Source organism: Pilimelia columellifera subsp. columellifera (assembly GCF_039532605.1).
Lineage (GTDB): Bacteria > Actinomycetota > Actinomycetes > Mycobacteriales > Micromonosporaceae > Pilimelia > Pilimelia columellifera.
Map to the genome: position 1 here is coordinate 20,195 of NZ_BAAARY010000022.1, position 17,946 is coordinate 38,140.

Annotated in this window: 16 protein-coding genes and 1 other RNA gene; 9 read left to right on the forward strand and 8 right to left on the reverse strand. The window is 71.4% G+C overall.

Annotated features, from left to right (window positions below):
• Nucleotides 1-8: 8 nt before the first annotated feature.
• Complete coding sequence (locus ABD287_RS16535) at nt 9-1,298, reverse strand: RCC1 domain-containing protein (protein ID WP_344174101.1); 1,290 nt, start codon at nt 1,296-1,298, stop codon at nt 9-11.
• Nucleotides 1,299-1,456: 158 nt separating this feature from the next.
• Here ABD287_RS16535 and ABD287_RS16540 point away from each other — a divergent pair, with 158 nt between their 5' ends.
• Nucleotides 1,457-2,278 (forward strand): DUF1206 domain-containing protein, encoded by an 822-nt coding sequence (locus ABD287_RS16540; RefSeq protein WP_344174103.1) that lies wholly within the window; start codon nt 1,457-1,459, stop codon nt 2,276-2,278.
• A 107-nt stretch (nt 2,279-2,385) separates the two neighbouring features.
• Complete coding sequence (panB, locus tag ABD287_RS16545; RefSeq protein ID WP_344174106.1) at nt 2,386-3,216, forward strand: 3-methyl-2-oxobutanoate hydroxymethyltransferase; 831 nt, start codon at nt 2,386-2,388, stop codon at nt 3,214-3,216.
• Nucleotides 3,217-3,237: 21 nt separating this feature from the next.
• On the opposite strand, the gene ABD287_RS16550 is transcribed toward panB, so the two are convergent.
• From ABD287_RS16550 to ABD287_RS16565, 4 genes are read right to left on the reverse strand one after another with little or no spacing between them, the layout of a single operon-like run.
• Nucleotides 3,238-4,125, reverse strand: a complete 888-nt coding sequence (locus tag ABD287_RS16550) for a S41 family peptidase (RefSeq protein ID WP_344174108.1) — start codon at nt 4,123-4,125, stop codon at nt 3,238-3,240.
• Between the two features lie 10 nt (nt 4,126-4,135).
• A complete protein-coding gene (locus ABD287_RS16555) occupies nt 4,136-4,897 on the reverse strand; it encodes a helical backbone metal receptor (RefSeq protein ID WP_344174110.1) in 762 nt (253 codons plus the stop codon).
• 38 nt (nt 4,898-4,935) lie between these two features.
• Complete coding sequence (locus tag ABD287_RS16560; protein WP_344174113.1) at nt 4,936-5,337, reverse strand: hypothetical protein; 402 nt, start codon at nt 5,335-5,337, stop codon at nt 4,936-4,938.
• A gap of 11 nt (nt 5,338-5,348) precedes the next feature.
• Nucleotides 5,349-6,779 carry an RNB domain-containing ribonuclease gene (locus tag ABD287_RS16565; RefSeq protein ID WP_344174115.1) on the reverse strand — a complete coding sequence of 477 codons (1,431 nt, stop codon included), beginning with the start codon at nt 6,777-6,779 and terminating at the stop codon, nt 5,349-5,351.
• A 210-nt stretch (nt 6,780-6,989) separates the two neighbouring features.
• Between ABD287_RS16565 and ABD287_RS16570 the strand changes: the two genes are divergently transcribed.
• On the forward strand, nt 6,990-8,366 hold the full coding sequence (locus tag ABD287_RS16570; RefSeq protein ID WP_344174117.1) for a flavin monoamine oxidase family protein: 1,377 nt from the start codon (nt 6,990-6,992) through the stop codon (nt 8,364-8,366).
• A gap of 24 nt (nt 8,367-8,390) precedes the next feature.
• Here the strand turns inward: ABD287_RS16570 and ABD287_RS16575 are convergent, their stop codons facing one another.
• Complete coding sequence (locus ABD287_RS16575; RefSeq protein ID WP_344174119.1) at nt 8,391-9,602, reverse strand: RCC1 domain-containing protein; 1,212 nt, start codon at nt 9,600-9,602, stop codon at nt 8,391-8,393.
• A 106-nt stretch (nt 9,603-9,708) separates the two neighbouring features.
• Nucleotides 9,709-10,116, reverse strand: an RNA gene (gene rnpB / locus ABD287_RS16580) — RNase P RNA component class A.
• Nucleotides 10,117-10,226: 110 nt separating this feature from the next.
• Between rnpB and ABD287_RS16585 the strand changes: the two genes are divergently transcribed.
• The 3 genes from ABD287_RS16585 to ABD287_RS16595 all read left to right on the forward strand — a co-directional run bounded on the left by ABD287_RS16585 (nt 10,227) and on the right by ABD287_RS16595 (nt 14,717).
• Nucleotides 10,227-10,970, forward strand: coding sequence for a sulfite exporter TauE/SafE family protein (locus ABD287_RS16585; RefSeq protein WP_344174121.1), 744 nt, complete (start codon nt 10,227-10,229; stop codon nt 10,968-10,970).
• A 106-nt stretch (nt 10,971-11,076) separates the two neighbouring features.
• Complete coding sequence (locus ABD287_RS16590; protein ID WP_344174124.1) at nt 11,077-13,029, forward strand: hypothetical protein; 1,953 nt, start codon at nt 11,077-11,079, stop codon at nt 13,027-13,029.
• Nucleotides 13,029-14,717, forward strand: coding sequence for a type 1 periplasmic-binding domain-containing protein (locus ABD287_RS16595; RefSeq protein ID WP_344174126.1), 1,689 nt, complete (start codon nt 13,029-13,031; stop codon nt 14,715-14,717). Before ABD287_RS16590 ends, ABD287_RS16595 begins: the two co-directional genes overlap by 1 nt.
• Nucleotides 14,718-14,862: 145 nt before the next feature.
• Here the strand turns inward: ABD287_RS16595 and ABD287_RS16600 are convergent, their stop codons facing one another.
• Nucleotides 14,863-15,438 carry a dihydrofolate reductase family protein gene (locus ABD287_RS16600; RefSeq protein WP_344174128.1) on the reverse strand — a complete coding sequence of 192 codons (576 nt, stop codon included), beginning with the start codon at nt 15,436-15,438 and terminating at the stop codon, nt 14,863-14,865.
• Nucleotides 15,439-15,530: 92 nt separating this feature from the next.
• On the opposite strand from ABD287_RS16600, the gene ABD287_RS16605 reads away from it, so the two are divergent.
• The 3 genes from ABD287_RS16605 (at nt 15,531) to ABD287_RS16615 (ending at nt 17,618) form a co-directional block, all read left to right on the forward strand.
• On the forward strand, nt 15,531-16,115 hold the full coding sequence (locus tag ABD287_RS16605) for a TetR/AcrR family transcriptional regulator (RefSeq protein WP_344174130.1): 585 nt from the start codon (nt 15,531-15,533) through the stop codon (nt 16,113-16,115).
• Between the two features lie 121 nt (nt 16,116-16,236).
• A complete protein-coding gene (locus ABD287_RS16610) occupies nt 16,237-16,755 on the forward strand; it encodes an endonuclease V (protein ID WP_344174132.1) in 519 nt (172 codons plus the stop codon).
• Nucleotides 16,756-16,985: 230 nt separating this feature from the next.
• Nucleotides 16,986-17,618, forward strand: coding sequence for a maleylpyruvate isomerase N-terminal domain-containing protein (locus ABD287_RS16615; protein ID WP_344174134.1), 633 nt, complete (start codon nt 16,986-16,988; stop codon nt 17,616-17,618).
• Nucleotides 17,619-17,946 lie beyond the last annotated feature (328 nt).

A 17,946-nucleotide genomic window follows, 5' to 3' on the forward strand; every position in this document is an offset into this window, starting at 1 on the left:
GTCTGCCGCTAGCCGATGGCGAAGGTGGTGTGGCTGCCGCTGCCGCCGGCGTAGACGGTGCCGGTGCGGCTGGGGACGAGTTTCGGGGTGGTCTCGTCCCCAGTGTCGCCCTGGCCGAGTTGGCCGTAGGGGTTGTCGCCCCAGCAGTAGATGTCGCGGTTGGTGCGGTTGGCGCAGGTGAACTCGTTCCCGGGGGTGACCTTCGCCCAGTCGGTGGCGGACCCGACCTGGTTGGGCGAGGTTTGGTCGCCGGTGCTGCCGAGGCCGAGTTCGTAGGTGTCGTTGAGGCCCCAGCACCACAGCGTTCCGGTCTTGAGGCCGCAGGTGTGGTCACGGCCGGCGGCGATGTACGTCCAGGTGGTGAGGGCGCCGACCTGGGCGGGGGTCTGGGCGGTGGTGTAGTTGCCGCGACCGAGTTGGCCGGAGTCGCTCAGGCCCCAGCAGTAGAGGGTGCCGCCGCTGCGCCGGGCGCAGGCGTGTTGCCGGCCGAGGGTGATGTGGGTGTGGGTGGTGTTGCTGCTGGTGGTTATCGGCAGATCCTGGTTCGCGGTGTTGGAGTTGCCGAGTTTGTAGTTGATGCCCTCGCCCCAGCAGTACACGGCGCCGCCGCGGATGCCGCAGGTCTGGACGTTGGCAGCGCCGATATCGGTCCAGTTGGTGGCCACGCCGACCTGTTGCGGGGTGTTGTAGGCGGTGTAGTTGTTCTGACCGAGCTGCCCGAAGTCGTTCTGGCCCCAGCACCACAGGCTACCGGCGGTCTTGACCCCGCAGCTGTGGTAGCCGCCGGTGGCAATCTGGGTCCACGCCCCGGCGATCTGCACCGGCGACGAGGTGTTGGTGTTGTTCCCCCGGCCGAGTTGACCCTGGTTGTTGCTGCCCCAGCACCACAGCGTGTCATCGGTGCGGAGGGCGCAGGTGTGCCCGGTGGCTGCGTCGTCGGCTGGCTGGTTCGATGTCGCGGCCGATGTCCAGGTCGTCACAGAGCCCACCTGTAGCGGGCTGGTCCTGGGGCTGGTGGTGTTGCCGAGACCGATCTGGCCGGTGGTGTTGTCGCCCCAGCCGTAGAGGCCGCCGGCGGTGAAGTTCACCGCCGCGCCGAACGCGCTACCGGCGTTGGTGGTCTTCTGGGAGAACGCCGCCGCCACGGCCCGGAGGTTGCCGCCGAACGCAACCAGCAGGATCCCGCACAGCAGGACCAGGCACATCCGAACGGGCGCCGCCCGCCCGCCAGTGGCCCTGCCGTGCCCAGCTGTTTCGTTGTCGTCCGTGTCGTTCCTGACCGCGCCATCGTCCTGCATACCCGCCCCCATCGGCCTGCTGATCGACCAGATCTACGGCGATCTGAGCCAACGCGGTTCCCGGAGACTGAACGCCCACTGCCTCTGCGCTCGGCTGACGCGGGCCATCCGTCTGGATCGTGTTTGCCGCCGTACCCCCACGGGGCATCACCCCGGCCATGACCACCGCGACTGACATCGAACACGCGGCCACCCGCGCCGCCCACCACCCGTGGCTGGTCGGCCTGACCCGGGCCGGTCTGGCCGGCTTCGGCCTGCTGCACCTGCTCGTGGCGTGGCTGGCGTGGCGCATCGCGGCCGGGGCGCCGGCGGACGCCGGCGACCAGAGCGGGGCGTTCCGGGCGCTGGCCGGCCAACCGTACGGGCGGGTTCTCGTCGCCGCCATCGGCGTCGGCCTGCTGGTCATGGTCAGCTGGCAGACGCTTGAGGCCACGGTCGGGCACCATGACCAGGACGGCGGACGACGGGTCGTCGAACGCCTCGTCTCGGCCGGCCGTGCCGTGGTCTACCTGTACCTGGCGATCACGGCGGGCAAGGTGGTGCTGCGGGTCGCCTCGTCCAGCGCCGACCAGCAGCAGGCGACCAGCGGCGAGCTGATGTCCCACGACGGCGGACGCTGGCTGGTCGGGGCCGGCGGCGTCGCGCTCGCGCTCGTCGGGCTCGGGTTGGTCGTCCACGGCGTGAGCCGCGGTTTCGAGGACCATCTCGACACCGGTCGGATGTCGGCGACCGAACAGGGAACGGCACGGGTGTTGGGCGTCCTCGGCTACGCGGCCAAGGGCGTCGCGTACGGCATCGCCGGCGTGCTGCTCACCGCCGCCGCCGTGACCTTCGACCCGGGCAAGGCCCGGGGCCTCGACGCCGCCCTGCGTGCCCTGGCCGAACAGCCGCACGGCGGCCTGCTCCTGGGGGCGGTGGCCGCAGGTCTGGCCGCCTACGCCGGGCACTGCTTCGTCCAGGCCCGATACCGCAGGATGTGACGAACTGGCGCATCGGGCGGCCAGCGGCCCACGGCGACGGCGTGTAAGGATCGGCGGTAGACCCGGGGACCGCGCTCCAGCGGCCCCGAGGCGAGAGGAGAACCGTCATGTCCGACATCCAGGCCCTGTACGGCGGGCCCGCCACCAGACGCATCCGGATCGGCGATCTACGCGCGGCCAAGGATCGCGGCGAGAAGTGGGCCATGCTCACCTCGTACGACCAGTACACCGCCGGCCTGTTCGACGCCGCCGGAATCCCGGTGCTGCTGGTGGGCGACTCGGCCGCCAACAACGTCTTCGGCCACGACAGCACGTTGCCGATCACCGTCGACGAGCTGTTGCCGATCGTGCGGGCGGTAGTCCGGTCCACCCGGCACGCGCTCGTCGTCGGCGACCTGCCGTTCGGCTCGTACGAGGAGGGCCCGACCCAGGCCATCCGCACGGCGGTGCGGTTCATGAAGGAGACCGGCTGTCACGCGGTCAAGCTAGAGGGCGGCGTTCGGGTCGCCGAGCAGATCGCCGCGATCGTCCGGGCCGGCGTCCCGGTGATGGGCCACATCGGATTCACCCCCCAGCGCGAGCACCAGCTCGGCGGGTACAAGGTCCAGGGCCGCGGCGACCAGGCCGACGAGGTGCTCGCCGACGCCCGCGCGGTAGCGGAGGCGGGCGCGTTCAGCGTCGTCCTGGAGATGGTTCCCGGGGAGGTCGCGCAACGGGTCACCAAGGAGTTGGCGATCCCCACCATCGGCATCGGCGCCGGCGTCGGCGCGGACGCGCAGGTGCTCGTCTGGCAGGACCTGGCCGGGCTGCGCGGCGGGGCGGCGCCCCGGTTCGTCAAGCGCTACGCCGACCTGGCCGGCGAGCTGACCACCGCTGTGCGCGCGTTCGCCGCCGAGGTCCGCGACGGCGCCTTCCCCGGGCCGGAGCACACCTTCTGACGCGAGGCGTCTGACCGACCGTCAGCGGGCGGCGTGGGCGAGTTGGACCGCGGTGGTCTCAGCCTCGGCGGCGGGGACCTCGACGTCGGGCCGCACGCCCACGCCCTCCCAGTTCGCTCCGGTGACCGGATTGACCGACCGGCCCACCGGCAGCATCAGCTCGTGCTGTGGGTCCAGCCACACCCGGTCGGTGGGGTGGGCGCCGCCACGCGTGCGCTCCCCCACCACCGTCGCCCGGCCCATCGCCTGGAGGTTGTACGCGACCTCCTCGGCGCCGGAGAAGGTCTCCGGACCGGTCAGCACCCACACTGGCCGGTCCAGGAAGGGTGGCGCCGGCAGCCAGGGGGTCGTCCAGAACTGGCGGCTCACGCCGTCGCCGGAATGAACGGTGTTGACATGGGTGGACGGCGCCGGCAGCAGGTAACTGCACACCAACGCCGCGCCCTCGGGGGTTCCGCCGGGGTTGGTCCGCAGGTCCAGCAGCAACGCCGACGCCCCGGCCACCAGCTGGAACGCCGCCGCCAGGTCAGCGCCCACCCACTGCGGCGGGCCGACCTGGGTCAGCTCGACGAGCGCCACGCCCGCCCCGAGCGTCTGGACCCGCCGCACCCCGCCGGCGCCGCGGCGCAGCTTCTCCCGGTAGCGGCGCTCGCTCTCGGCCGCCGCGACGACCGGGTCGGCGACTGGGCGCTCCCGCCAGCGCAGCCGCAGGTGGTGGTCGGCGCAGCCGGCGAACATGTCGGCTGTCACCTGTTCGCCCAGGGTCGGGCCGGCGAGCTGATCGTAGGCGCCGGCGGCGGCACGGGCGCGCAGCTCGGCCGCGAGCGCCGTCCCGGCCTCCGGAAACACGTACCGCCCGGCGACGGCGACGGCGACCGCCTCGACGACCGCCGCTGGGCTCAGCACCATGCCGGCAAGCCTACGGCCGGCTGGCGGTGACGGTAGCCGCCAGCTGGGCCCGCAGCACCTCGGGCGCCGTCACCAGGCTCGGCCCGTACCAGGTGAGGTGGCGGCCGGACACCAGGGCACAGGGCTGGCCGGGGAACGCCTCGGGCCCGTCGGCGGCGGTGAACGCGTACGGCTCGTCGGGCAGCACCACGAGGTCGGCGCCGGCGACGAGCGCGGGCAGGGTGGGACGGGGGTACGGCTCGGACGCGTCGGCGTGCCGGTTGGCGTAGCCGAGACGGCGCAGGACGTCGCCGGCGAAGGTCCCGCCGCCGAGGACCACCCACGGCCGCCGCCACACCGGCACGACGACGGTGGCGACGACCGGCGGCGGCGGGCCGGCCCAGCTCCGCCCGGCCTCGGCGAGCCAGGCTGGCGCCGGGCGGTCGAGCAGGGCGAACATGGTCGCCAGCGTGTCCAACGCGGCAGGGACGCCACGCGGGTAGGTCACCCACACGGGGACCCCGGCGGCGCGCAGCGCGGCGACGTCCTGCGGGCGGTTCTCCTCAACGTTGGCCAGGACCAGATCGGGAGTGACGGCGAGCACTGCCGCGACGTCGGGGTACTTGGTCCCACCGACCCGGGCGACGTCCAGGCCGGCGGGGCACGCGCAGTAGTCGGTGGCGCCGACCAGAAGGTCGGCGGCGGTGACCGCCACCGCCTCGGTCAACGACGGGACCAGCGACACCACCCGCCGGGGCGGGCGGGCCAGCGTGGGTAGCTCAGCGACGGTCACGGACCGGATTGTGCCGCACCGGTCCCGCGCGGTCGCGGTCAGCGCACCCGCAGCGCCTGCCCGTCCGGTCTGGTGACGCATTCGAACTCGATCCAGACGCCGGCCTTGACGCCATGCTCGCCGCTGGCACGGCACTGCCCGACAGTCGTCACCGTCAGCAGCTCGATCGGGGTCGGGTGCAGCTCCCGGGCACGGAGGTGGTAAGCCCTCAGATCCAGCCCAGCGGAGGTGATATCGACCCGGTAGTCGTACCAGAGCAGCGCCTTGATCCCACGCTGGCCGACCTCATCGACCAGCGCCGGCTTGTCGGCCGCGAAGGTGTGGATGATGGTGATCAGACCGCTGCCGGCGTCCGGTCGGGCCCCCGCCCGGGCAGCCGGCCCGACGAGGATGCCCAGCAAGGCGGCCACGAACACGATCGACGTGCGCTTACCGCTCATGGACCCTCATTTCAGTCGGCCAACGCGAAAAGAATCTCCCGTCGCGCCGGATCCGCGGTGACCAGCTTCGCCAGCACCCGCTCCCCCAGCGGCAACCGACCGGAACACCGTGCCCGGACCGCGGGCTCATCCAACGCCACGACCCCGCCTGGCCCGGCGGCGCCGGGGCGCTCGTCGTCCACATCGATCACCATAGCCGGGAACAGCTCACCCACCCGGGCCGCCAACACCGTCGCCTCGGCCAGGTCGACAGCGCCACGGTCGGCGGAACCCGCCAGCCGTCCGCTGTCTGCCATCACGCGTGGCAGTTGCGGCAACGCCTGGGTGGCCCACTGTGGCGGGGTCCGACCCTCGAACAGCGCCAACGCCACCTCGGTGGCGTACCGGTCGGCCAGGCGGCGCAGCGGCGCCGTGACGTGCGCGTACGTCCCGCCCACCCCGGCGTGGGCGGTCTGCTCCGGGGGCGCGCCGTCGAAGGCCGTGTAGCCGGCGCCGCGCATCAGCTCGGCCGCGTGGTCGAGGAAGGCGGCGCCGCGCGGGTCAGCGGCGTCGACACCCGCCACCACCTGTCCGGTGCTCGCCTCCGCCGGCCAGGGCACGCCCAACGCCCGCGCCGCAATCTGAAGCCGGCTCAGGGACTGCGGGGGCGGAGCGGGCATGGTGCGCAGCAGCCCCACACCCCCGGCCAGCATGATCTCGGCAGCGGTCCGGCCGGTCAGCAACGAAATCTGGGCGTTGTGTTCTTCCGACGGGACCGGCTGACGCAGGACCAGTCGCCAGGAGTCCCCGTCGGCGACCAACTCCTGCTCGGGGAGGGGCAGGTTCACCGCGCCGTGCTCAAGCGAGCGCTCCAACAGTAACGCGCCCAACCGTGGCAGGTCGGTCAGCGCCGGCGGCAGGGCGCCGGCGTCCGCGTCACGCTGCACCGTCGCGTAGTCGAGCTGGGCGCGGCTGCGCACCACGGCCCGCTCGACGTGGAACGACTCGGTGGCGCCGTCGGCGTCCAGGTCGATCGTCCACAGTACCGCCAACCGGTCGACGTCCGGCAGCAGGCTGGCCGCTCCCTCGCTGAGCTGACGCGGGTGCAACGGCACGCTGCCGTCCGGCAGGTAGATCGTCTGGCCGCGGCGCCAGGTCTCCGCCACCAGCGGCCCGTCGGCGACGATGAACGCGCTGACGTCGGCGATGGCGTACCGCACCCGGTGCCCGCCGGGCCGGCGCTCCAGGCACACCGCCTGGTCGAGGTCCCGGCTGCCGGGCGGGTCTATCGTCACGAACGGCAGGTCGGTACGGTCCGCCCGATCCCGGGCGGCCACGCCTGCGGACTGGACGGCCAGCGCCGCCTCCTGCTCAACCTCCGGCGAGAACCCGGTGGGCAGGCGCAGCTCCGCGCGCAGCGCGGCGAAGTCGATGCGGGGGGCGTGGACGCGACGGATCAGCACCGGTTCTTTCTACCAGCGCCGCCTGGCCCGCGCCGGGCGAGCGAGCACGGAAGGACGACCGGGCCCAGCTACCCGCTGAGATTTCCCTCAGATCATCCGGCCCGTCATACAGTGGGTCCATTACGGATTGTCGCTAGCACCAGTCGAACATGGCTGCCGACGGCCGCGGAGGCGGGGAGATGGCGTCGCTCGTGACCGGAGGCAACAGCGATGGCTGAGGTGGACGTGGCAATCGTGGGGGCCGGCCTGGCCGGGCTCACCGCGGCACGGCGGCTGATCCGCGCCGGGCGCCGGGTGACCGTGCTTGAGGCCCGGAACCGGGTCGGCGGCCGGGTGCTGAGCGTCCCCACCGACGACGGGCCGGTGGTGGAGTGCGGCGCCGAGTTCGTCGGGCCCACACAGAACCGCATCCTGGCTCTGGCCGACGAGTTCGAGGTAGCTACCGCGCGCACGTTCGACACCGGCCGCAACGTCTACCACCGGGGCGGCAAACTTCGCCGGTACCACGCGGCCGGGCCGCTCGGGCCGATCCCGCCGGACATCGGCGCCGTCGAGGCCGCCGCGGCGATGCTGACGCTCAACCGGATGGCGCGGGCCATGCCGGTCGGCGCCCCTTGGCGGCATCGGCACGCCCGCCGCCTCGACGCGCAGAGCGTCCAGGAATGGATCAACAAGCGATCGTTCACACCAGGCGCCCGGTTTCTGCTCAGCGTCGCGATGAGCGCCGCGCTGTCAGCGCATCCGGCCGAGGTGTCCCTGCTGTACTGGCTCAACTACATCGCCGCCGCCGGCGACGAGAACCACCCTGGGACCGTGCAGCGCCTCGCCTCCACCACCGGCGGCGCCCAGGAGTCGGTGCTCGTCGGCGGAGCGCAGCGCATTCCCGACGCGATGGCCGCCGAGCTGGGCGAGCGGGTCCGGCTCGGCGTCGCCGTGCGCGCGGTCGAACAGGCCGGCGACACCGCGACCGTCGTCGCCGACCAGCTCACCGTGCGGGCCCGCCGGGTGGTCGTGGCGATGTCGCCCGCGCTCAGCTCGACGATCGTGTTCACACCCACCCTGCCCGCCGCACGGCTGCAACTTGCCCAACGGATGCCGATGGGCTCGGTCGGCAAGGCGCTCGCGGTGTACGCGCGGCCGTTCTGGCGGGCCCGTGGCCTCACCGGCCAGGCCGTCAGCGACCAGGGGCCGGTCGACGTGACGTTCGACGGCACGCCACCGGACACCACCGCCGGGGTGCTGGTCGGTTTCGTGTCGGCGGAGCACATGCGGCGGCTTGACGGCGCCGACGAGGATCTCGTCCGCGCCGAGTGCCTCGGCTCGTTCGTGCGGTACTTCGGCGCGGCGGCGGCGACCCCGACGGCGTTCGTCCTGCAACGCTGGGACCGCGAACAGTGGTCCCGGGGCGGCCCCACCGGGATCGCCGGACCTGGCACGCTCAGCACCCTCGGCCCGGCGCTGCGGGAGCCCTGCGGCCTCACCCACTGGGCTGGCGCCGAGACCGCCGACTACTGGACCGGCTACATGGACGGGGCGGTGCGTTCGGGCGAACGCGTCGCCGACGAGGTCGACGCGGCGCTCGGCTGACCGTCCCGGACTTGTGGGGTGGGGTCAGCCGATGGCGAAGGTGGTGGCGCTGCCGGTGCCGCCGGCGTAGACCAGCCCGGTGCGGCCGGGCACGAGCTTGGGGGTGGTCTCGGTGGCGGTGTCGCCCTGGCCGAGCTGGCCGTAGTTGTTCCTGCCCCAGCAGTAGATGGCGCGGTCGTTGCGGTTGGCGCAGGTCGACTCGTTGCTGGGGGTCACCTTCATCCAGTCGGTGGCTGCGCCGACCTGGACCGGTGAGGTCCGGTCGGTGGTGTTGCCCAGGCCCAGCTCGTAGTTGGTGTTCAGTCCCCAGCACCACAGGGTGCCCGACTTCAGACCGCAGGTGTGGTCACGGCCGGCGACGATGGAGGTCCAGGTCGTCAACGCCCCGATCTGGGTCGGGGTCTGCGCGGTGGTGTAGTTGCCCCGGCCGAGTTGTCCGGAGTCGTTGAGCCCCCAGCACCACAGCGTGCCGCCGCTGCGGAGGGCGCAGGCGTGCATCCGACCCATGGTGACCTGGGTGTGGGTGTTGCTGTTGATCAGATCGGGAGAAGTCTGCTCGGCGGTCGAGCCGTTACCCAGCTTGTAGTTGAGGCCCTCGCCCCAGCAGTAGAGATCGCCGCTGTTGCGCAGGCCGCACCCCTGCACGTTGCCGGCCGCGATCGCCGTCCAGTCCGACGCGGACCCCACCTGCCGCGGCGAGGTGTACGTCATGTTGCTGCCCACGCCCAACTGACCGAAGGAGTTCTGGCCCCAACACCACAGCGTGCCGGTGGTCCGGATGCCGCAGGTGTGCATACCACCCAACGCGATCTTGCTCCAGCTGCCCGAAATCTGGACCGGACTGTAGGTGTCGGTGTAGTTGCCGCGCCCGAGCTGGCCTTCGGCGTTACGCCCCCAGCACCACAGCGTGTCGTCGGTCCTGATGGCGCAGGTATGACCGGTGTCGGCGTCGATCGCCGGCTGGTTTGTGGTCTCGACGACGGACCAGGTGGTGACCGCGCCCACCTGCAGCGGGCTCGTCCTGGGGCTGGTGTTGTTGCCGAGGCCGATCTGGCCGGTGGTGTTGTCACCCCACCCGTACAACTCGCCAGCGAAGAAGTTGGTAGACGCCGTGAAAGTGCCAGCGATGTTCGGACTGCTCTTGCTGAACGCGGCTCGCGCGGTCTCGACAACGGTGAGGGTCAGGACAAGGCCAACCGCGACGAGCACACGTAGCGTCCTGCTGCCGTTGTCCATCGCACCCGCCTTCCGCCTTCCCGCAGGGCCAATGCTGTCTTCTTCGGCTGCTCGACGCCCGATCTGAACGACTTGCGAAGGAAGGCGGGGTGCGACTTTGCGACGATGGGCGAGTCGGCCTGTACGCCGGATCCTGTACCGACGCCCGTGGCGTCGGTGGCGGCCATCCATCTCGGCCTGCCGTCGCCGGCAGGCTCCAGCGGCCTACCCGCAGACATCGGGCGGGCCGCCCTCGAACGTCTGCGCGGGCCGCTCACGCGGCCCTTCTTGGCCTTGCTCCGGGTGGGGTTTACCTAGCCGCCCCGGTCACCCGGAGCGCTGGTGGGCTCTTACCCCACCGTTTCACCCTTACCGACGCGAACGTCGGCGGTCTGTTTTCTGTGGCACTGTCCCGCGGGTCGCCCCGGGTTGCCGTTAACAACCACCCTGCCCTGCGGAGTCCGGACGTTCCTCGGCGGCCCCGACCCTGGGGCGAGCCCGAGATCGGGACCTACGCGGCCGCCCAGCCGACTCGCCCATCGCCTCGCCATCGTAGCCCCAGGCTGGGCCGGGGCCGCCGGGCGGATCCCCCGTCGTGTGCCGGCGGGCCCATAGGGTGGGCGGGGCGTCGGTGGATGGAGGGCGATGGACTTCGGCGAGGCTGCTGTCCTCGTGGCGGCGGGGCTGGCGGCCGGCGGGGTGAACGCCGTCGCCGGCGGTGGTTCCCTCATCACCTTCCCCACGCTGCTGGCGTTGGGCATGCCGCCGGTCGCGGCTAACGTCACCAACTCGGTCGCGGTCGTGCCCGGATATCTGGCGGCGGTCGGCGGCAGCGCCCGGGACCTGTCCGGACAGCGCGGGGACCTGCTACGGCTGCTGCCGTCGATGGTGCTGGGCTCAGCCGCCGGGTGCGCGCTGCTGCTGTTGACGCCGGCGACGGCGTTCGCGTGGGCGGCGCCGGCGTTGGTCCTGGCGGCCAGCGGGGCCCTGGCAGCGCAGGACCGACTGCGGGCGATCGCCGGCGAACCGCACCCGGCGGCCCGACAGCTGCTGGTCGCGCTGGCCGCCTGCTACGGCGGTTACTTCGGGGCGGCGCTGGGCGTCCTGCTCATCGCGGTGCTGGCCCTGACCAGCGGGGAACGGCTGGCCCGGGTCGGGGCGGCCAAGAACGTCGTCGCGGCCGTGGTCGGCGCGGTGACGGTGCTGGCGTTCGGGGGGTTCGGGCCGGTCAGCTGGGCGACGGTCGGGGTGCTGGCGCCGGCGGCGATGCTCGGTGGGTACGCCGGGGCGCGGTTGGCCACGCGTCTTCCCGCCAAGGGGCTGCGGACGGCGATCGTGGCCGTGGGAGTCGCGGTGGGCCTCACCCTCCTGGCCGTCCAGGTGCTGTGACCGGACGGTCCAGCCCGACGACACTCCGTCCGATGTGCATTATCTGAACTTTCCACCGCCGGTAGGCCGGAACATTCGGCCACCGTCGACCGTTAACGGAGTCAAGATGGCATCCGACCTGGTGGGACGCTCGCTCGACGTCAGCCTCGTGCACCGCGCTGTGCTCCGCGTCCCGGACACCGACCCGGGACGCCGTGGCGCCGCGCCGGTCGTCGTCTTCGAGGCGGGGCCAGGCGGCGGGAAGACGGCGCTGCTGTCGGCGTTGGCTGAGTCGGTGGCCGGTCGCGCCCCGCACAGCTATCTGGACCTGGACCAGCTGCGCCCCTCGGCCCGCCACCCCCTCCGGGCGCTCCTGGTCGCGGTGGCGCTGCAGCTCGCCCGGCCGTGCCAGCCGTACGGGGCGTTGTCGTTCCCGCGCTTCTTCCTGGGAATTCTCGCCATCGAGCTGGACCTCAGCGCCGGCGGCGAGACCGAGCACCGCTCGGCGGTCCAGTCGCTGCTGCGGCGGTGGCGCGGCCAGGCGACGATCAAGGAAGTCGTCGCCGGGGTGATCACCGACGCGGTCAGCCTCATCCCTGGGCTGGCGCCCGCGCCGCAGACGATCGGCGCGCTCACCGGAGTCGTCATCGACACGGTCGCCAACCGGGTGCGACGAGACACCGCCGCCCACGAGTGGTGGGCCCGGCAACACCCGGCGCACGGGGCGGATCCGGTGGCGGCGTTGATCGAGCTGAACCACTCCACCCAGGGCGAGGGGCGACCGAACGGCGCGCTCACCGCGCACGCGACGTTGCTGACGGCCCTCCTGGACGACCTGGCCGACGGCTACCGCAACGGCCGGTACGCCGACGAGCGGACCGCGAACTGCGTGGTGCTCCTGGACAACGCGGACACCGCCGTCGGCGTCCAGCTGCTGCACGACACGTTCGCGGCCGCCCGGCCCGACGGCCCCGGCCTGCACACCGACGACCCGCTCGTCCTGGTGACCACCAGTCGCGGGGGTCTGCTCGACCGGCTGCCCAAACCGGTGCGGCACGCCACCGTGACGGACGTGCAGCCGGTGGCCGGCGGCGCGTTGCCGACGCTCGGCCGGCGCCGCTGGGCCCGCCGCACCCTCGACCCGCTCACCGAGGCTGACATCGTGCCGTTGGTGACATCGGTGGCGGCAGGTCCTGACGCCGTGAACCTGGCCCAGCTGCTGCACCAGCTGGGCTGCGGGCACCCGGGCGCCACCGTCCTGCTGCGCGACTACCTGCGCCCGGCGATGCGCGACCACATCCGGCACGGCGCGATCATCGAGCCGGAGGACCTGCTGACCGACGACGGCGGGGCGTTGGAGGCCGCGCTGGCGGCGTCCGCTGGCCAGGAGATCGACCCGGACCTGCGCGAACTGCTGGTGACCTGCTCGGCGGCGCGCAACCGGAAGGCGGCCGAGGCGCTACTTCGGGCGATGGAAATCCCGTACCCGAACCGCGGGGCGCCGTTCCCCGTCGGCTGGTGGGCCGCCGCCGACGGCCTGGAGGTGACGATGCCGCGGCTGCTGGCCCAGCGGGAGCTGGCCCGCCGCACGACCGGGCCGTGGAATTGGCTGCCGGTCCACCGCGCGCTGGCGCTGGCCGAGGACGACCTCGGCGGCCGGCTGCACCACCTGCTCGCCGCCGAACAGACCGACGCCGTGGCGACAGCGTTGACCGAGCAGCTTCCGCTCCTCCCGGCCCCACAGTGGCTACGGTTGCTCGATGCCGCCACCAGCGCCCCGCACCGGCCGGGGCGACCGCTCGCGGTCCCCTACAGCGCCGCCGACGAGCAGGATGCCGAGGACGGCCCGACGGCGTTCGTCAGGGCGCTGGCGCGACTGGAGTGGACGGTGCGAGGCCCGACGTTCGGCAGCGAGCGCACCGGCCTGTACCGGCGGCTCGTCGGAGCGTACTGGCGGCTGCTGGAGCACCACCAGCACGATTGCCCTGCGGTGTCCGACCGGATCGAGCACTACCAGCACCTGGCCACCCGGTGGCGGCGCGCGCCGACCACCGACCGGAGACTGGAAGGGGGCCGTTGATGGTCGGCGTCGCCGGATTGGAAGTGCCGCCGCATCCCAAGACGCTGGCCCGGCAGCGGCGCCGACGGCGGCTGTTGCGGGGCGGGCTCGCCGTCGGCGCGGTCATCGCCATCGCCGCCGGGGCGCTGGGTTGGCAGGAGATCGCGGAGCGGCGATCCGAGACGGCGCTCCAGAAGCGTTGGCGCTGCCCGCAGGTGGCGGCGCTGGCCACCGCCGACTACGCCCTGTCCCGTCCCGGCGGTCGCTTCGGCGACCAGTGCCTGGGCTGGATCATCACCGCCGACCACCCCTTCGGGTCCACCGACCCGACCGTCAACGAGGCCATCAGCCGGATCGTCGCGGAGAACAAGCGGGTCGACGACCGGGCCGCCGGCGGGGTCCCGGTGGTGCGGGTGGCGGTGCTGTCGCCGATGACCAGCGGCGACGGCTCGGCGATGGGGCCCCGGGAGATCGCCCACGCCCTGTGGGGGGCGCACGCGGCGCAGGTGGCCGCCAACGGGGACCGTTCCCGCGCCCACGGCCTACGCGACCCGTCGCCGCTGGTCCAGCTCGTGCTCGCCAACAGCGGTCTGGACCAGGGCGCCTGGGACCGGCTGCACACGCCCGGCCCCAACGACCAGGCCGACTGGCCGGGCGTCGCCGGGCAACTGGTGGCCCTGAGCCAGGACCGGCAGCGCCCGTTGGTCGCGGTGACCGGAATGGGCATCAGCGTCCCTGACACCAGGCTGGCGGCCGGGGCGCTGGGCGCGAAGGGTCTGGCGAGCATCGGCGCGGTGGTCAGCGCCGACGACATGACCGCCGAGTCGTTCTTCAAGGTGTCCCCGTCGAACCAGCAGTACGCGGCGGCGCTGGCCGCCGCCATCGCCGCCGCCAAGAAAGCCGGCGCCCCGATGGAACGGGGGTTCCTGGTCTTCGACCGGAACCCGGACGACAACTACGTCCAGCGACTCAAGGAGGCGCTGACCACCCAGTTCGACGCCGCCTACCGGATCACCGACCACAGCGTCGCGTTCACCGGCAGCAAACCGCCGCGACGCGGCCAGCCGCACGACTTCGCCCACGTCGTCGACGCCATCTGCCGGAACCGGCCCGACATCGTCTTCTACGCCGGCCGGGACCGAGACCTTGGCCCCCTGGTGGCCGCGCTGGCGGACCGGGGCGCCTGTCAGAACCCGATCCGCAAATTCGTCATCGCCACCGGCGCCACCGGCCTCACCCTCACCGAGAAGGCCGCCGACGAAGCCCAGCTCGGCGTGCTCGACGCCTCCTCCACCGACCCGGACGGCTGGCCGGCGGGCCAGGCCGGCACGCCCGCCTACTACGGCAGGTTCCACAACCTCATGACCGCCAACCTGCGGGTGCCGGCGGCGCGGCTACGGGACGGCTACGCCCTCATGCACCACGACGCCGTCGCCGCCGCCGTCTGGGCGACCAGGCGGGCGATGGAGGATCGGGCGGCGGCAGCCGCCGGGCCGCCGTCCCCACAGGAGACGTTGAACAAGATGTTCGCCGACGACACCCTGGCCATGCCCACGGCCAGCGGCGGGATCTACTTCAGCGAGCTGTCCCAGGCGGGGCTGTGGCCCCGCCTCAAGCCGGTGCCGGTGCTCAAGGTCGGCCAGTATGCCCGTCGGCTGGCCACCGGTTCGGTCTACCTGACCCCGGGTCCAGCAGTGCCGAAATCGTAATCAACAGAGTTGGACTCGGTTCCTGGTGATTCGGGTGTTTGGCCGGCCGGCGGCATTTCGTCGCCGTCATCTCCTTATACCCTCGTAGACGCCGACATCCGCAACTGCCGATGAGAGTGAGCGCATCTTGCGTGCGGGTCGCCGTTCATTGTGTGCGGCGGTACCGCTGGACAACCACTCCACTGTCGTATGCCTGAGTGCCCATGAATGTAAACTGTTGCACTTCGAATTGTCGGTTGAATAGCGGCCTACCTGAGCCGATAAGCACAGGGTTCACCTTGAGGATAAGCTGATCTAACTCCGGCAACAACGCACCAGCGAGGTCGCTGCCTCCACAAAGCCAGATGCCGAGACCTGAGCGTTGCTTGAGTCGACGCACGTATGCAACGGGGTCCTCATTCACAAGTGTCACGCTGGGGTCGGGAGCCTCGCGCATGGTCCGAGAGAAGACGTGCTGATCGAGATGTGGGTACGCGCTGGTAAGGCCGGCACGGGCGGCCGGTTCGTAGGTGCGGCGCCCCATCAGCACAGTGTCAAACTGCCGGGCCGAGATGTCGGTCAGCCCTAGGGCTGCACGGAGATGAACCGGCATCGTCTCGGGAAACTCTTTGATCAACCCGGTCAGGTGGTTTCCCCGCAGTGGGAAAAACCCGAAGTCCCCGTCTGGGGCCGCAATGAAGCCATCGATAGTGACAGCGACGTAGTAGGTCAGCTCGCGCACGGGTCTCCCGTCAAGTAGGTCACCCTTCAGTAACCACTACTGATGTCGTGGTTAAAGTAGCACGCCTGTAGTGGTAGAGCTATCCTGTTCCGGTGCCCAGCAATCCTGAACGCCGTGCCCAGTTGGCAGACGCCGGCCTGCGCATCCTCGCCGCCGGGGGCGCCCGCGGCCTCACCCACCGGGCCGTCGACCGGGCAGCGGGCGTGCCGTTGGGCACCGCGTCGAACTATTTCGGGTCGCGGAATTCCCTGCTGATAGCGCTGGGCCAACGGGTTTTCGAGCGACTCGCACCCGACCCTGAGCGAGTGAGCGCTCTCGCACACCGCCAACCCGACGTCAGCCTGTTCACCGACTACATGCGCTATATCGTCGAACGCGCGATGGCCGATCCTGAGGTTATGCTCGCCCTGATGGAACTTCGATTGGAAGCGACCCGGCGACCCGAACTCCGTGGTTTGCTCGGTGACGTTCTACAGCGCAACTACCACGCAAACATAGCGTTCAGCCAAGAAGCAGACTTTACCGTGGGACCGGGCGACATCGCGTTGATGCAATACGCGATGGATGGGTTGCTTCTGGACATGCTCACGCCCTCGATCGATGCTGACCATTCGACGGAAGATGTCGTAGCGACATTGACCCAACGCTTACTGAGGTCCACTGACATTAATGGGTGATCGTCGCGCATCCAAGGCACTATCGTGCCGCCGTCAGCGCGTCGGGCGGTGCCGAGCATGGATGGCCCAGGCGACGGCTGCCCGTCGGACGCAGCCGGCGCCGCGTCTGGAGACTGTTGGTATGACGAATTCCGAGCCGGGACGGTACGCGGCAGTCGATGTCCACTACCCGGCCACCGGCGGTGCCCGCGCCGCCCTCGTGACGGCCTACAAACCCCGCTTCACCCGGATCCTCGACGAACGAGTGCGCTGGCTGCTTGAGGTCGCCCCCTACCAATCCGGCCGGTTCTACACCCGCGAACTACCCGCACTGCGGGCCGTGCTCGCCGACCTCGCCCACCCCTTGTCCCTCGTAATCATCGACGGCTACGTCGACCTTGACCCCCAGGGCCGCCCAGGTCTCGGCGCGCACTTGCACACCTACCTCAACGTCGCCGTCATCGGCGTGGCCAAAACGGCGTTCCGGCCGGCCACCCACGCAATCGCGGTACATCGCGGCGACGCAAAGCGACCGCTCTACGTCACCTCAGCCGGCATCCCAGCCACCCACGCCGCCACCCTCGTGACCGATATGGCCGGCCCTTACCGGCTACCCGACGCCCTACGCCGCGTCGACGCGCTCACCCGAGCAACGACCTAACCACCAGGCACCGGAGCCGATCGGCCGGTATCCCGCCACACCGCCACCGTGCACCGTGCACCGTCCAGCCGCACTCATTAGCCGCAACGCGGGTTGGGGCCGGTCATCGCCTTGGCCGTTTGGTCGATGCGGCGATGTCCGTCGGGTCTCGGCCGTATTCCTCGGGGTGCCGCCGGTGGGCCTGATCGCAGCGTGTCGCCGCGCTGGTGCCGAGCGCCTAACCTGAGAGTGTGATTAGAGACGCGTATCTCGTGGCGGCGACCGTACTCACCGACTTCCTCGACCATCCGGCGATCGAAGCCGCGTGGGGCGCGCCGAGCCGGCTGCCAAAGATGACCGTCGGCGGTGTCGCGGTGCATCTGGGTAGTGCGATCGGCCGGGTGCCGCCGCTGCTGGCCGCGTCGCCGCCGGACGAGGCACCGATCCCGCTGCTGGAGCACTTCGTCCGGGCGTCTTGGCGGGGCGGGGACATCGACAATCCCCGCAACACCGAGATCCGCACCGGCAGTGAAGCCGCGGCGGGCGGCGGCGGGGCGGCGCTGGTCAAGCAGTGCCGCGGGCACTTGGCCGAGCTGCGCGAGCGGCTCCCGGCCGAGCCGTCTGGGCGGGTGGTGCTGTTCGCTCCCGGCCCGTGGGCGTTGACTCTGGACGACTTCCTGGTCACCCGGCTCGTGGAAATGGCCGTACACCTCGACGACCTGGCAGTGAGCGTCGAGCAGGAGACGCCGGACCTGCCGCAGGAGGCACTCGCGGCGGTGTTCGCCGTGCTGACCCGGCTCGCCGTGCATGAGCACGGGCCGATCGCGGTGCTGCGGGCGCTGACCCGCGCCGAGCGGGCGCCGGCCAGCATCGCGGTGCTGTGAAGACCAGCCTGGTCATTGCGGTACCGGAGGCAGATACGCTGCTCGCGCCAAGACGACTGCCCCAATGTCGCGGTCGTCGTCGACGATCAGAGTGGCGATGACGCTCTTATCACTGGCCTGCGCCAAGCGATTTCCTGCGAAATCGCAGTCGTCACGGAATTTGCGGTAAAACTCAGGAAAAGCACTTTGTCATGCGCCCGAGGTATCTCGGATAGCTCGCCCTGACGCAGACCCTAGTGTCGCGTGTCTGAAGTGATTTGACGAGTTGGGTGCGAGACAATGCGGCATGTCTGTTGCTGCGGCGGCGTTGGTCCTGTGTCCCGGTGAT